Genomic DNA, 13,864 nt, shown 5'->3' on the forward strand with positions numbered 1-13,864 from the left:
ATCGCCTCATCCGCCGGCATCTTCTCCCGTATAGTGATGGGGAGAAGAGAGCCAATCCCCTAAGAAAAATACTCCTGCAGCGGCCGCACCTCCAGGCTCCCCGCCTTCAACGCCGCAATCGCCTCCGCCACCGCAGCGGCACCCGACAGCGTCGTGTAATACGGCACCTTCTGCATCAGCGTGGCGCGGCGGAGCGACTTGGAGTCCGACACCGCCTTCTGGCCGTCGGTCGTGTTGAAGACGATCTGCACCTGGCGGTTGCGGATGGCGTCCTCGATGTGGGGGCGACCCTCCAGGACCTTGTTGATCTTCTCGGCGACGACGCCGTTTTCGGCGAGGAAGCGGGCGGTGCCTGATGTGGCCATCACCTTGAAGCCGAGGCCGGCGAGGCGCTTGACCGCCGGCAAGATGCCTTTCTTGTCTTCGTCGCGCACCGACACGAACAACGTGCCGGAGCGTGGCAGGTCCACGCCGGCCCCTAACTGGCTCTTGGCGAAGGCGAGGGCAAAATCGCGGTCGAGGCCCATGACCTCGCCGGTCGAGCGCATTTCCGGGCCGAGCAGGATGTCGACGCCGGGGAAGCGGGCGAAGGGGAAGACGGCTTCCTTGACCGCGATGTGGCCGGGGTTCCTGGGGTCGGGCATGGCGCCGTAATGAGCGAAAGCGTCTTCCAGGCTTTCGCCGGCCATGATGCGGGCGGCGATTTTCGCTATGGGACGGCCGATGGTCTTGGCGACGAAGGGCACGGTGCGCGACGCGCGCGGGTTGACCTCCAGCACATAGACCGTGCCGTCCTTGATCGCGTATTGCACGTTCATCAAGCCGCCGACATTGAGCGCCCGGGCAAGAGCCGCCGTCTGGCGCTCCAGCTCGTCGACCAGCTCCGCAGGCAGCGAGTGGACGGGGAGCGAGCAGGCCGAGTCGCCCGAATGGATGCCGGCCTCCTCGATGTGCTCCAATATGCCCGACACGAAGGTCGCCTTGCCGTCGCAGAGGCAGTCGACATCGACCTCGATGGCGCCGGAGAGATAGGTGTCGAACAAAAGCGGGTTCTTGCCCAGCAGCGTGTTGATCTGGCCGGTCTTGTCGTTGGGGTATTTCTGCTTGATGTCTTCCGGCACCAGGCCGGGCACGGTGTCGAGCAGGTAGGATTGCAGCATACCCTCGTCATGGATGATCTGCATGGCGCGGCCGCCCAGCACATAGGAGGGGCGCACCACCAGGGGGAAGCCGAGCTCGCCGGCGACGAGGCGGGCCTGCTCGACCGAATAGGCGATGCCGTTCTTCGGCTGGCTGAGGTTGAGCTTGTGCAAGAGCTTCTGGAAGCGGTCGCGGTCTTCGGCCAGGTCGATCATGTCGGGCGAGGTGCCGAGGATCGGGATGCCGGCCTTCTCCAGCGCGTCGGCCAGCTTCAGCGGCGTCTGGCCGCCGAACTGGACGATGACGCCGACCAGTTCGCCCGAGGCCTGCTCGGCGCGCAGGATCTCCAGCACGTCCTCCGCCGTCAGAGGATCGAAATAGAGCCGGTCCGACGTGTCGTAGTCGGTCGACACGGTCTCGGGGTTGCAGTTGATCATGATCGCTTCATAGCCGGCGTCGCGCAGCGCGAACGCCGCGTGACAGCAGCAATAGTCGAACTCGATGCCCTGGCCGATGCGGTTCGGACCGCCGCCGAGGATGACCACCTTCTTGCGCGACGAAACCTGCGCCTCGTTTGCAAGCGCGCCGGCGAAGGGAACTTCATAAGTGGAGTACATGTAGGCGGTCGGCGAGGCGAACTCGGCCGCGCAGGTGTCGATGCGCTTATAAACTGGATGAACGTCGAGCTTTTCGCGAATCTTCTGAACGACTTCCACGTCGGTCCTCGTCAGTGACGCGAGGCGGGCGTCCGAAAAGCCCATGGCCTTCAACATGCGCAGATTGGCGGCATCCTCAGGCAGGCCGTGCTCGCGGATGCGCGCTTCCATGGCGAGGATGCCCGCGATCTGCTCTAGGAACCAGGGGTCGATCTTGCACATTGCGTGCACGTCTTCGAGCGAGGTGCCCATGCGGATCGCCTGCGCCACCATGCGCAGCCGGTCGGGCGTCGGGGTGCCGAGTGCGGCGCGGATGGCATTGCGGTCGTCGACATGGCTGGCGGGCGTAGTCCCATGGCCAAGGCCGGGAATCTCGATCTCGTCGAGGCCGGTGAGGCCCGTCTCCAGCCCGCGCAGCGCCTTCTGCAAGGATTCCTGGAAGGTGCGGCCGATAGCCATGACTTCGCCGACCGACTTCATCGCGGTGGTCAGCACCGGCTCCGCGCCGGGGAATTTCTCGAATGCAAACCGCGGGATCTTGGTGACGACGTAGTCGATAGACGGTTCGAACGAGGCGGGTGTCGCGCCGCCGGTGATATCGTTCTCCAGCTCGTCCAGGGTGTAGCCGACGGCAAGCTTAGCGGCGATCTTGGCGATGGGGAAACCGGTCGCCTTGGAGGCCAGCGCCGAGGAGCGGGAGACGCGCGGGTTCATCTCGATGACCACGAGGCGGCCGTCGGCCGGGTTGACGGCGAACTGCACGTTGGAGCCGCCGGTCTCGACGCCGATCTCGCGCAGCACCGCGATCGAGGCGTTGCGCATCATCTGGTATTCCTTGTCGGTTAAGGTCAGCGCCGGCGCGACGGTGATGCTGTCGCCCGTGTGCACGCCCATCGGATCGATGTTCTCGATGGAGCAGACGATGATGCAATTGTCCGCTCTGTCGCGGACGACCTCCATCTCGTATTCCTTCCAGCCGAGCACGCTTTCCTCGATCAGCACTTCGGTGGTCGGCGAGGCGTCGAGGCCGGACTGGACGATGTCGAAGAATTCGGCCCTGTTGTAGGCGATGCCGCCGCCGGTGCCGCCCATGGTGAAGGAGGGGCGGATGATGGCGGGCAGGCCGACATGGTCGAGCGCCTGGGCGGCGATCGCCATGGCATGGCTGATGTAGCGCTGCTTGCGGTCGCCTTCGCCGAGGTTCCAGCTTGTCTCCAGCGCGTCGAGCGCGGCGTCGAGATTGTCGGGCTTTTCGGCCTTCAGCGCCGCGCGCTCGGCCTCATGCGTCTTGCGGTCGGCATTCTTGACGTCGGTGGCGTTGGCCAGCATCGACTTCGGCGTTTCCAGGCCGATCTTCTTCATCGCTTCGCGGAAAAGCGCCCGGTCCTCGGCCTTGTCGATGGCCGTGGCGTCGGCGCCGATCATCTCGACATTATAGCGCTCCAGCACGCCCATGCGGCGCAGCGACAGGGCGGTGTTGAGCGCGGTCTGGCCGCCCATGGTCGGCAGCAGCGCATCGGGCCGCTCCTTGGCGATGATCTTGGCCACGACCTCGGGGGTGATCGGCTCGATATAGGTGGCATCGGCCAGTTCCGGATCGGTCATGATGGTGGCCGGGTTGGAATTGACCAGGATGACGCGGAAACCCTCTTCCTTCAGCGCCTTGCAGGCCTGGGTGCCGGAATAGTCGAATTCGCAGGCCTGGCCGATGACGATGGGGCCGGCCCCGATGATCAGGATCGACTTGATGTCGGTGCGTCTTGGCATCTTTATGAATTCCGTTCGGCGAGCGGCTTGCACGAAAAACCGGGACGGGAGACCCGGCCGGTTGTGCTTGCGATTCTGGTATCAGGCTAGGAGGGCCTTATAGGGAAGAGTTTTGCCGGATGTAACCCCGAAAATGAGGGCAGTAGGGCAGTAGGGCAGTAGGGCAGTAGGGCAGTAGGGCAGTCACTCCAGGCACTTCACATATTGCCTTACTGCCCTATTGCCTTCCAAACTAATCCCCAAACGCCACCGCGTCCGTAATCTCGAATCGCTCCGAGATGCCGACGCGGATCATGCTGAGGCTGCCTTCGCGGGTGAAGCGGAAATCGCTGTCGCCGTCGGAACCTGCGGGCAGGCCGCCGTAGAAGGAGATGACGCGGCTGCCGCCGTCCGGCCAGGTCACGGTGACGTCGGCCTTGTCGCTGCCCTTGTGCTCGACGCTTGCCGCGCAAAAGGTCATCGGCTGGCCGACATTGCGCGCACAGGGAATTTCAATGGCGGCGCCTCCGGCGGTGGCCTCCGCCTGTGCCGGATTCTCCCCAGTGCGCGGTTCATTCGCCACCAGCGCCAGGCCGTAAGCATCCTGCATGGCGATCACCGCGGCGGATTTCGGCGTGGTTGCGGGGGCAGCCGCATTGTCGGCTCCGCCTAGCCGCGCCGTCAGGTCGGGCGGCTGAGCGGCCGCGGGGCTGGCGGCGCCGAGCGCCTGGCCTGCATTGTTGGTCGCGGCAGCGGCCGCATCCGCCTGATCCGGATCGGGCGGCGAAGCCGGATTGACGGGGTTCAGGTAGCGGGCAGGGGTCCAGCCGCTGATTTTCGGGTTCTCGGCCTCGACCTTGCACCATTGCCGGCCGTCTACGTCGATGCAGCCGAGATTGTTCACGCTGGCGCCATTGGCCAGACGCGCCTCGGTCTTGCCGATCGGCGATGGCTGGGCGCGGACGTTGAGGAGATCGTCGGGGGCGAGGCCGGTGACGATGGAGATGAACGGCCCATCTTCGGCATGGGCCACCGTCAGAAGCACAGGAGCGGCGATCAGCGCGAAGAGCGTCGTTCGGAGCGTAGACCGGCGCTTCATCGCTTCGCCGTGGCCGATAGATTGCATTACCAAAGGCACCGCCAGATACGAAAACGCCGCCACACGCGAAGCCGATTTTATAGGCGACGACGCTGCGCCATGTCCAGAAGCGAGATTTTCTTCCGGCAGGGACGAAGCTGCGTGAGGGCGATGATCGGAGGAGCGGGGAGCGAGCAGCCTGGCGGCATGAATGCGAAGAGCATTCAGCCGGGCATGCAAGGGCATTCAGTCGGACGGCATGAATGCAAGGGCATTCAGCCTGGCGGCATGAATGCAAAAAGCATTCAGCCGGGCATGAAGCCGGTTCGCAGCGCATGGGCCCATTCCGGCCGTCCCGCCTGTTCGGCCTGGCTAGCGGCCGCCTCGTGATCGTAATCGACGGCGATGGCCTCGAAACGGTCGGGCCGGCCGGGCTCGCCTGAAGTGACGATGCCATAGCGCGCATGCGGCGCGCCCTGCTCGGAGGAATGCGCCGGCGGCGTCGAGTCTTCATAGGCGGGACAGCCGACGCTGCCCGGGTTGAAGATCACCGGACCGCCGGGCAAGCGGATCAGTTCGGCCCGGTGGCTATGGCCGCACAGGGCCAGGCGGCAGGCCGGATCGAGCGCCTTCAACCGCCGCCGGATCGCCGCCAGCGGCGCACGCACCAGCCGGCCATCGGTGATCGCATCGAGCAGGTATTTCTCGTCATGATCGGGCCTGGCATGGAAAGCGATCACGCCGGGCGCGATCTCCAGCGTCAGAGGCTGGGCGAACAGCACCTCGCGCTGCGCCCCGGTCAGCCGTTCCCGCGCGTAGATGTCGGAGGCCCACATGGTCTCATCGGCCGGATCGGCGGCGACGCGGCGGTCATGATTGCCGCGCACGGTCCGCAGGTCCAGCGCTTCCAGCCGCGCAAACGTCTCGCGCGGCCAGAGCGGACCCGAAACGCTGTCGCCGAGATTGACCGTGATATCCGCGCCGCCGCGCCGCTCGAGGTCGGCGAGCACGGCGTCAAGCGCCAGCACATTGCCATGGATATCGGCGAGGACAGCGATGCGCATGGGGAGCTCCGGTTGTGAGGCAGCGTTTCCTCTCCCCACTTCCGTGGGGGCGAGAACCCAGATCCCGCGAGTCAGGCCGTCACTTCGATATCATGGCCGCCGACCGCCGGCAGCGCCGGATCGTCGCCTGCGGCGGCAATAATGCTGTCGAGCAGGCCGGGGAAGCGGGCATCGAGATCGGCGCGGCGCAGCGTGATCATGCGGTTGGTGCCGGCCACTTCTGCGCGAGTCACGCCGGCCTCGCGCAGCTTTGCCAGGTGGTAGCTCAGATTGGTCTTCGAGGCGAGATCGAGGAATTTGCTGCAGTTCAGCGGCACGCCTTCCTTGCTGGCGAGATAACGCACGATCGCCAGCCGCGTCGGGTCGCCGAGCACGGCGAGCACGATCGGCAGGCTGATCTGGTCCGTATTGGGATGTGGCAGGCTCATGGCTGCAACCTAAGCACAGTTCCGGCCGATTTCAACGCACCCGCTCCGCGTCTGCCGTGCACCCCGCTCTCCCTTTCACGACCGTGCTGACACAGGGCTGTCAGGATGGTTGTGCTATTTTTCCCTGGCTTCATTGACATCCTGCCGGGCTATGTCCAATTGTTCAATAACTTTTGAACTAAGGACACATCGCCATGGACAAGCGGATTTTCTGGCTTGCGCTCGGATCGTTTGCGATCTCGACCGAAGGCTTCGTCATCTCCAGCCTTCTGCCCGACATCGCCAGGGATGCCGGCATCTCCGTTCCGCTCGCCGGCACGCTGATCACCGCCTTCGCGCTCGCCTATGCGGTCGGCACGCCGATCCTGGCGACGCTGACCGGCGAATGGGACCGGCGCCGCGTCATCCTGTGGACGCTGGTGTTCTTCGTCATTGGCAACGTTGCCGCGGCCTTGAGCTCCTCCTTCGAAGTGCTGCTCGCCGCGCGCATCATCATGGCGCTGTCGTCTGGCCTGTTCGCGGCGACCGCGCAAGGCACGGCGGTGGCGCTGGTCGATGACCATCACCGGGCCCGCGCCATTGCCGTCGTCGTCGGCGGCACCACGGTGGCGGTAGCGGTGGGCGCCCCGCTCGGCGCGCTGGTCGCGGCGATAGCCGGCTGGCGCGGCACGTTCTATGCCATCGCAGGCCTCGGCGCGCTCGCCGGCGCCATCCTCTGGTATCGGCTGCCGCGCGGCATCATCGGCACCAAGCTGCCGCTGAAGCGCCGGCTGGCGGCGGCAATGCGTCCCGGCGTGATGCCGATCCTGGTGACGACCACACTTGCCCTCATCGGCGCCTTCACCGTGTTCAGCTTCATCGCGCCGCTGGCCATCGAAGCCAGCGGGCTCTCCCCGATAGCGCTGCCCGGCATGCTGCTCGCCTTCGGCGTCGGCGCCGTCATCGGCAACATCGCCGGCGGCCAGGCCGCAGACCGCTTCGGCGCTACGCGCACCGTCGGCTGGTCGCTGGCGCTGAGCGCTGCCATGCTCGTCACCTTCTCGCTGATCCCGGCCTTTCTGCCGCATCATCTCGCCGGGCCGGCGCTGATGGGCATGATGGTGCCATGGGGCATCGTCGGCTGGGCCTTCCCGCCGGCGCAGGCGAGCCGCATCATCAAGCTCGCCCCGGACGCTGCCCCGATCGTGCTGTCGCTCAACGCCTCCGCGCTCTATCTCGGCGTGGCGCTCGGCGCGGTGGTTGGCGGCGCCGTGCTGCGCTATGGCGGGCCGGCCGATCTCGGCCTCATCGCGGCCGTCTTCCCCGTCGTCGGGCTCGGCATCGTGCTGGCCGGCCGGATGCTGGCGCGGCCGGTCGCCATGCCGGCGGAGTAGAGGGCGCCGAGCTTTTCGTCACTGCTTCTTTCGCGGCCGCTTCAGCTGGAGGGAGCGGCCGCCCGCGTTTCGAGGTCCAGAGAGGCCACAGCATCCAGCGTCGCACGCAGCTTCGCGGCTTGCTCCGCGCCGATCATCTCCTCGAAGCGCTGCTGTGCGACACTCCACAGCTTGATCGCCTCTTCGAGCTTGGCCTGGCCGTGCGGCGTCAGCCGGACGCGCTTGACGCGGCGATCGTCCTTGTAGGGGAAGGTTTCGACATAGCCGTCGCGGACCAGTGGCTTCAGCGTATGGCCGAGCGCCGAGAGATCCATGATCAGCGCCTCGGCAACGGTCCCCATCGCCGGTTCGCTGCTGGCACTGATCTGAAAGAGCAGGCCAAATTGTGTGCCTTTCAGCCCGGAAGGCGCAAGTGCGTCGTCGTAGAAGCGGCCGAGCCTGCGCGCGGTGCGCCGCAAGGTGGCATTGTTGCACCGGCTGAATCCCGGTTTCTGAAGGTCGGTCATGTCAACTCCTCGCCGGCAAAGACTGTGCCAGCCTGCCGCCAGAAATAGTTTTCGCGGCCGCCGTTGACAAGATAGTGGCATATACCTACGTCGCAAAAGTGGCATATGCCACTAATTGGCGATCGAGAAGCTCGGCAGCCGGCGCATCCGTCGAAGCCGAACCAGAGCGAAAAGCGCGAAAGGAACAGGACAATGAGCAAGAATGAGAACAAGGGCACCGCCGTCATCACCGGCGCCTCCTCCGGCATCGGCGCTGTCTATGCCGACCGGCTGGCGGGGCAGGGCTATGACCTGGTGCTGGTGGCGCGCCGCGCCGACCGGCTCGAGGAATTGGCTGAAAGGCTGCGCTATGCCTACAGCCGCAAGGTCAGCGTGATCAGTGCCGATCTGGCCGACGACGATGATGTGCGGCGGGTGGAGCGGGCGGTATCGACGGATGACAGCGTCACGCTGTTGGTCAACAATGCCGGGCTTGGCGGTGCGCAGGTGGTTGCGACGGCGGACGCCGATGCGGCTGAACGCATGATCAAGGTCAATGTGATCGCCCTGACGCGGTTGACGCGTGCTGTGCTGCCGGGATTTCTCGCGCGCAACCGCGGCGCTATCGTCAACATCGCCTCGGTGCTGGCCTTCGACACCTCATTCGGCGGCATCTACAGCGGCACCAAGGCCTATGTCGTCAACTTCACCGAAGCCCTGCAGCGCGAGGTCGCCGGCACCGACGTCCAGGCGCAGGTGGTGCTGCCGGGGGCGACCCGGACCGATTTCTGGGAAGCCGCGGGAAGCGATATCGACCAGCTTCCGAAGGAAATCATCATGACCGCCGACGATATGGTCGATGCTGCCCTTGTCGGCCTGGCCAGGGGCGAAGCCGTCACCGTGCCCGCGCTTGCCGATACGGCCAAGCTGGACGCCTTCCTTGGCGCCCGGCAGACCTTCTACGGCAGCCTGCACGCCGACAAGCCAGCCGCACGCTACGCGGCTTGACAGGATTCGGGTTCCTCGCCTCGCCTTGCGGGGGCGAGGAACCCAGGTTCTGCAGGCCCATCTTACGCCTGCCGCCACATCGGAATGATCGATGCCGCCAGCACCAGGCCGAGCAGGATATTGAGCGCGCGCCATTGCTGCTCGGTCTTCAGCAGCCGGGCGAGCAGCATGCCGGCCACACACCATAGCGACAGCGAGAAGGCGGCGGTGAGGCCGAAGGTGGAGCCGAGCAGCAGGGCCAGCCGCGCCGGCCCGTCGGCGAGTGCGGCGAAGGATGCCGCGGCTCCAAGCCCCATCGCCCAGCCCTTGGGGTTCAGCCACTGAATGCCGGCACCGCCGAGAAAACTGTTCGGTTTGATCATCGTCACATCGAGCTTGGGGGCCCCCGCACGGCCGATCTTGAGCGCCAGCCAGACGAGGTAGAGCGAGCCGGCGATCTTCATGGCAAGCTGCAAGGACGGCATGGCGAGAAGCAGGCCGGCCAGCCCGGCGGCCGCCGCCCCGGTGACGGTGGCCAAGCCGGCCGCGCTGCCGACCACCAGCGGGATGGAGCGGCGAAAGCCGAACTGCGCGCCCGACGCCGTCGACAAGGTGGTGGCGATGCCGGGCGTGCTGGTCGCCACCAGGGCGAACAGGATCAGGGGGATGACGGGTTGGAGCATGCGGCGTCCTCAGTCGGAGGCCCCATGGTAGATGCAGCCGAATATCAGTAAATGCAATATTTGCGATGACGGGCATTAGCATCTATAATGCAGGACATGATCCGCAACCTCGATACGACGCTCATGCGCACCTTCGTCACCGTCGCCGACAAGGCCAGCATGACGGCGGCGGCCAATGCGCTGCACCTGACGCAAGGCGCCGTCAGCCAGCAAGTCCGGCGGCTGGAGGAGGCGCTCGGCCGCAGCCTGTTCGAGCGCGACCGGCGCGGCTTGCGGCTGACCTCTTCCGGCGAGCGGCTGTTCGGCAAGGCAAAGCGGCTGCTCAGCCTTAATGACGAGATCTGGGCCGAAATGGCTGCCAATGTCGTGGCCGGCCAGGTGCGGTTCGGCGTGCCTTACGACCTTGTCGGCACGACGCTGGCGCCGGTGCTGAAAGCCTATGCGCAAACCCATCCGCAGGTCGAGATATCGCTGGTCTGCGCCTCCTCACCGGAATTGGCCGCGGCGCTCGCGGCCGGCACTATCGACCTGGCGGTCATCGAGGAGCGGGTGGGGGCATCGGATGGCGAGTGCCTCACCATCGATCGGCTGGTGTGGGTCGGCGCCAAGGGCGGTGTCGCGCGCGCCAAGCGCCCCCTGCCGGTCTCGATGGTCGCCGACAGCTGCGCCTTCCGGCCGGTGGTGCTTTCGGCGCTCCACGAGCATGGGCTGGAATGGCGCACCGTGTTCGAGAACGGCAATATCGACGCGACGACCGCGACGGTGCGCTCCGACCTGGCCGTCACCACCTGGCTGGCCTCCACGGTGCCGGCCGACTTGGAGATCCTATCGTCTGACGGCGCGCTGCCGCCGCTGCCGAATTTTGCCATCAGTTTGCATTTGCCAAGGCATGGTGTCGGCCCCGCGGCCCAGGAGTTTGCGCGGTATGTACGCGACGGTCTGGCGCGGCGGCTGATGGCGGCTTGAGACCAAGTAGACCTTGGGTTCCTCTCTCCCCTCCGGAGGGAGAGGAAGGTGCCAAGGCCGACACACTACTTCCAGGTCCTGCGCCGCTCGAGCTCGGCGTCGGATGGCTCCCCCGTGACAAAGGAACCGGTCTTGATTTCGCCGGCGCGCTCGTAGGTCGCCATGATGACGCCGGTGCTGGAAGTCTGCGAGCGGGTCAGCTTGAAGGCGGCCGGCATCGCGTCATCGCCGAACAGCCGCTTGCCCTTGCCCAGCAACAGCGGGAAGATCATCAGCCGAATCTCGTCGATCAGCCCGTTGGCGAGCAAGGTCTGGATCAGATTGGCCGATCCCTGGATGAGCAGGTCAGGTCCATCTTCCTGTTTGAGGCGGCGCAACGCCGGGACGATATCAGGCCCAAGCGATTGCGTGTTCTGCCAGGTGAGCGAATCCGGACGATGCGTCGCCACATATTTGGTCGCAGGGTTGAAGGCATCCGCGATCGGATCTTTCTGATACGGCCAGTACGCGGCGAAGATGTCGTAGGTTCTGCGGCCGAGCAAGAGGGCGAAGGGCTCGGAGAATAGTTCATCCATCGCCGCGCCCGCCACTTCGTCAAAATAGTGGAACGTCCAGCCGCCGAACTTGAAGCCGCCGACGGGATCCTCCTCCGGGCCGCCCGGCGCTTGCATCACGCCGTCGAGGCTGACGAATGTCGCCGCTATGATCTTTCTCATGGGATGCTCCTCCTGTTTCGATCCATGCCGTCAGGGCCGGACTTCAGTCCAAGGACGGATGACTGGCTGGCCGTCCGACAGGCCCTGCCGAATTTCGGTTCGTCAGCCCCGAGGCCGCGCGTCGAGGCTGCGTGACGAAAACCAGACATGCTCAAAGATCGCGGTGGCGGTGCGGTCCGGCAACTTGTCCGCCGTCAGCCAGATCGAGCGGCTGCGCGCGGCCTGGTCGCGCGTCGGGATTTTTGCCGCGGGGCTTGCAATCGACGCGCCGGAGCAAGGGATGAACCAGGAGCGCATGAAAGGGTCGCAGGCAAAACCGTTTTCGGTGCGGGTCACCAGAACGGCCAGGGGAACGCGCTCGGCCGGGCGCCACGGGAAGATCATGCGGCCGTCCGGCTTCAGCGCCTTGAGCCAGCCGGGTGGAGGTGCCGCGACGCCGGCATTGACATAGATGACGTCCGACGGCGGCAAATCCGATGTGACGGCATCGCCAGGAATGACAGTGACGTTCTCGTAGCCCGCAAGGTTTGCCTTTGCCCGCGAGGCAAGATCGGCGTCCAGTTCGAAGGCGGCAACGGTGCCGCCAGGTGAAACCAACCTGGCCAGCAAAGCCGTGTAGTAGCCGGTGCCGGCGCCGATGTGAGTGACAGCCTCGCCGGGCCTGGGCGCGAGTTTCCCGATCCACATGGCGTGCAGGAACGGCTCGCCATTGTTGATGCCCTTGTCGGCATCGAGCACCACCAGCACGTTCTGGTAGATGAAGCGCGGGTCGGCGCTCGGGGTCTCGACCGCGCCTTGGCCGGCGACGATCGTCCATGGGCCAGGACCGAGAAACGCCTCGCGCGGCACGGCCGCGAACACCTCTTCAAGACGCGGATCGGCGGAACGCGCCTGGGCAGCCATCAGCTTGGCATAGAAGCTTCGGGATTGGGCTATCGTGGTCATGATCGAGCGAGAAATAGCGCGGGCCGCGTCTTTGTCGCGGCCGATCTCAGCCGATCCCGAACAGCGTGTCGTAGAGCAGCTTGAAGTTGAGCACCAGGATGATGGCGGCGACCACCCAGGCGAGCGCCGCAACGCCGCGCGGGATGGCAAGGCTGCCCATCTTCTTCCTGTCAGAGACGAACTGGACCAGCGGGATTACCGCGAAGGGCAGTTGCATCGACAGGATCACCTGGCTGAACACCAGCAACTGGCCGGTGCCCTTTTCGCCGTAGAGCGCGGTGACGACCACCACGGGGATGATGGCGAGGCCGCGCGTCAGCAGGCGCCGCGCCCATTGCGGAATGCGCAGGCGCAGGAAGCCTTCCATGACGATCTGGCCGGCAAGCGTGGCGGTCACCGTCGAGTTCAGGCCGGAGGCGAGCAGCGCCACGGCAAACAGGATCGAGGCGATGCTCAGGCCGAGCAGCGGCGACAGCAGTTCGAAAGCCTGGCCAATCTCGGCGACGTCCTGGTGGCCGGTGTTGTGGAAGGCGACCGCCGACACGATCAGGATCGAGGCGTTGACGAACAGGGCCAGCATCAGGGCGATGGTCGAGTCCGTGGTTGCCCATTTGATGGCGTCGCGCTTGCCCTCGTCGGTGCGTTCATAGGCGCGGGTCTGCACGATTGAGGAGTGCAGATAGAGATTGTGCGGCATGACGGTGGCGCCGATGATGCCGATGGCGATGTAGAGCATCGCCGGATTGGTGACGATTTCGGATGACGGCACGAACATCGAATGCAGGATCGTGCCGGCCGGCGGCGCGGCGACGAAGATCTGGATGGCAAAGCAGCTGAAGATGATGATCAGAAGCGCGATGACGAAGGCTTCGAGATAGCGGAAGCCCTTGTTCATCAACAAAAGCACCAGGAAGGCGTCGAGCGCGGTGAGCATGGCGCCGCCGATCAGCGGAATGCCGAACAGGAGCTGCAGCGCGATCGCGGTGCCGATCACTTCGGCGAGGTCGCAGGCGATGATGGCGAGCTCGCAGGCGATCCACAGCACGAAGTTCACCGGACGCGGGTAGTAGGCGCGGCAGGCCTGGGCGAGGTCGCGGTCAGTGGCGATGCCGAGACGCGCGGCCAGCGCCTGCAGCAGGATCGCCATCAGGTTGGACAGCATGATGATGAACAGCAGCGTGTAGCCGAACTGGGCGCCGCCGGCGAGGTCTGTCGCCCAGTTGCCCGGGTCCATATAGCCGACCGAGACCATGTAGCCCGGCCCCATGAAGGCAAACAGGCGACGGAACCAGACGCCCGAATTCGGCACGGCGATCGAGGAATTGACCTCACGCAGACTCGGCTGCTCGTCGCCTGGCCTGTCGAACCGCCACGCGGGTCTGGCTATGGCGGTGGCGTCGGTCTCGGACATGGCGAATTCCGCTTGATGCAATGGATGATGTCTCCTATCTATGTCGCGGCTCAACATTATGCAATATGCTATATTTCATTGATCATGCTTTTGTGATGTGATCGATCGTGCTCCGACGCGGCGGCGATGCGGTTGCGCCTGGGCCCGAATGCAAATAAACGCCAGGATTGTGGGGGCCCGTGCTAT

At 65.4% G+C, this 13,864-nt stretch carries 12 protein-coding genes; 3 read left to right on the forward strand and 9 right to left on the reverse strand.

Annotated features, from left to right (window positions below; translation table 11 throughout):
* Positions 1-59 precede the first annotated feature (59 nt).
* From carB to FJ490_RS18990, 4 genes are all read right to left on the reverse strand, one after another.
* A complete protein-coding gene (gene carB, locus FJ490_RS18975; protein ID WP_140728581.1) occupies positions 60-3,563 on the reverse strand; it encodes a carbamoyl-phosphate synthase large subunit in 3,504 nt (1,167 codons plus the stop codon).
* Positions 3,564-3,795: 232 nt separating this feature from the next.
* Positions 3,796-4,641 (reverse strand): SH3 domain-containing protein, encoded by an 846-nt coding sequence (locus tag FJ490_RS18980; RefSeq protein WP_140728582.1) that lies wholly within the window; start codon positions 4,639-4,641, stop codon positions 3,796-3,798.
* 284 nt (positions 4,642-4,925) lie between these two features.
* On the reverse strand, positions 4,926-5,684 hold the full coding sequence (locus tag FJ490_RS18985; RefSeq protein ID WP_140582048.1) for a metallophosphoesterase family protein: 759 nt from the start codon (positions 5,682-5,684) through the stop codon (positions 4,926-4,928).
* 71 nt (positions 5,685-5,755) lie between these two features.
* Complete coding sequence (locus FJ490_RS18990) at positions 5,756-6,112, reverse strand: helix-turn-helix transcriptional regulator (protein ID WP_140495932.1); 357 nt, start codon at positions 6,110-6,112, stop codon at positions 5,756-5,758.
* 194 nt (positions 6,113-6,306) lie between these two features.
* Here FJ490_RS18990 and FJ490_RS18995 point away from each other — a divergent pair, with 194 nt between their 5' ends.
* Positions 6,307-7,485 (forward strand): MFS transporter, encoded by a 1,179-nt coding sequence (locus FJ490_RS18995; RefSeq protein ID WP_140516769.1) that lies wholly within the window; start codon positions 6,307-6,309, stop codon positions 7,483-7,485.
* Positions 7,486-7,526: 41 nt separating this feature from the next.
* Here the strand turns inward: FJ490_RS18995 and FJ490_RS19000 are convergent, their stop codons facing one another.
* Positions 7,527-7,991, reverse strand: a complete 465-nt coding sequence (locus FJ490_RS19000) for a MarR family winged helix-turn-helix transcriptional regulator (RefSeq protein ID WP_140728583.1) — start codon at positions 7,989-7,991, stop codon at positions 7,527-7,529.
* 192 nt (positions 7,992-8,183) lie between these two features.
* Here FJ490_RS19000 and FJ490_RS19005 point away from each other — a divergent pair, with 192 nt between their 5' ends.
* Positions 8,184-8,978 carry an SDR family oxidoreductase gene (locus FJ490_RS19005; RefSeq protein WP_140728584.1) on the forward strand — a complete coding sequence of 265 codons (795 nt, stop codon included), beginning with the start codon at positions 8,184-8,186 and terminating at the stop codon, positions 8,976-8,978.
* A 62-nt stretch (positions 8,979-9,040) separates the two neighbouring features.
* Here the strand turns inward: FJ490_RS19005 and FJ490_RS19010 are convergent, their stop codons facing one another.
* Positions 9,041-9,640, reverse strand: a complete 600-nt coding sequence (locus FJ490_RS19010; protein WP_140495928.1) for a LysE family translocator — start codon at positions 9,638-9,640, stop codon at positions 9,041-9,043.
* Positions 9,641-9,727: 87 nt separating this feature from the next.
* On the opposite strand from FJ490_RS19010, the gene FJ490_RS19015 reads away from it, so the two are divergent.
* A complete protein-coding gene (locus tag FJ490_RS19015) occupies positions 9,728-10,606 on the forward strand; it encodes a LysR substrate-binding domain-containing protein (RefSeq protein ID WP_281405700.1) in 879 nt (292 codons plus the stop codon).
* A 65-nt stretch (positions 10,607-10,671) separates the two neighbouring features.
* Here FJ490_RS19015 and FJ490_RS19020 read toward each other — a convergent pair whose 3' ends face one another.
* The 3 genes from FJ490_RS19020 to FJ490_RS19030 all read right to left on the reverse strand — a co-directional run bounded on the left by FJ490_RS19020 (position 10,672) and on the right by FJ490_RS19030 (position 13,678).
* A complete protein-coding gene (locus FJ490_RS19020) occupies positions 10,672-11,322 on the reverse strand; it encodes a dihydrofolate reductase family protein (RefSeq protein ID WP_140728585.1) in 651 nt (216 codons plus the stop codon).
* Between the two features lie 102 nt (positions 11,323-11,424).
* Positions 11,425-12,267, reverse strand: a complete 843-nt coding sequence (locus FJ490_RS19025; protein WP_181165211.1) for a protein-L-isoaspartate O-methyltransferase — start codon at positions 12,265-12,267, stop codon at positions 11,425-11,427.
* Positions 12,268-12,313: 46 nt separating this feature from the next.
* Positions 12,314-13,678 carry an Nramp family divalent metal transporter gene (locus FJ490_RS19030; protein ID WP_140524851.1) on the reverse strand — a complete coding sequence of 455 codons (1,365 nt, stop codon included), beginning with the start codon at positions 13,676-13,678 and terminating at the stop codon, positions 12,314-12,316.
* Between the last annotated feature and the right edge of the window lie 186 nt (positions 13,679-13,864).

The organism is Mesorhizobium sp. B2-5-11 (genome assembly GCF_006440835.1).
Taxonomy (GTDB): Bacteria; Pseudomonadota; Alphaproteobacteria; order Rhizobiales; family Rhizobiaceae; genus Mesorhizobium.

Coding starts and splice junctions, on each gene's coding strand:
- carB (WP_140728581.1), bottom strand. CDS start 3,563: ATGCCAAGACGCACCGACATCAAGTCGATCCTGATCATCGGGGCCGGC.
- FJ490_RS18980 (WP_140728582.1), bottom strand. CDS start 4,641: ATGAAGCGCCGGTCTACGCTCCGAACGACGCTCTTCGCGCTGATCGCC.
- FJ490_RS18985 (WP_140582048.1), bottom strand. CDS start 5,684: ATGCGCATCGCTGTCCTCGCCGATATCCATGGCAATGTGCTGGCGCTT.
- FJ490_RS18990 (WP_140495932.1), bottom strand. CDS start 6,112: ATGAGCCTGCCACATCCCAATACGGACCAGATCAGCCTGCCGATCGTG.
- FJ490_RS18995 (WP_140516769.1), top strand. CDS start 6,307: ATGGACAAGCGGATTTTCTGGCTTGCGCTCGGATCGTTTGCGATCTCG.
- FJ490_RS19000 (WP_140728583.1), bottom strand. CDS start 7,991: ATGACCGACCTTCAGAAACCGGGATTCAGCCGGTGCAACAATGCCACC.
- FJ490_RS19005 (WP_140728584.1), top strand. CDS start 8,184: ATGAGCAAGAATGAGAACAAGGGCACCGCCGTCATCACCGGCGCCTCC.
- FJ490_RS19010 (WP_140495928.1), bottom strand. CDS start 9,640: ATGCTCCAACCCGTCATCCCCCTGATCCTGTTCGCCCTGGTGGCGACC.
- FJ490_RS19015 (WP_281405700.1), top strand. CDS start 9,728: ATGCAGGACATGATCCGCAACCTCGATACGACGCTCATGCGCACCTTC.
- FJ490_RS19020 (WP_140728585.1), bottom strand. CDS start 11,322: ATGAGAAAGATCATAGCGGCGACATTCGTCAGCCTCGACGGCGTGATG.
- FJ490_RS19025 (WP_181165211.1), bottom strand. CDS start 12,267: ATGACCACGATAGCCCAATCCCGAAGCTTCTATGCCAAGCTGATGGCT.
- FJ490_RS19030 (WP_140524851.1), bottom strand. CDS start 13,678: ATGTCCGAGACCGACGCCACCGCCATAGCCAGACCCGCGTGGCGGTTC.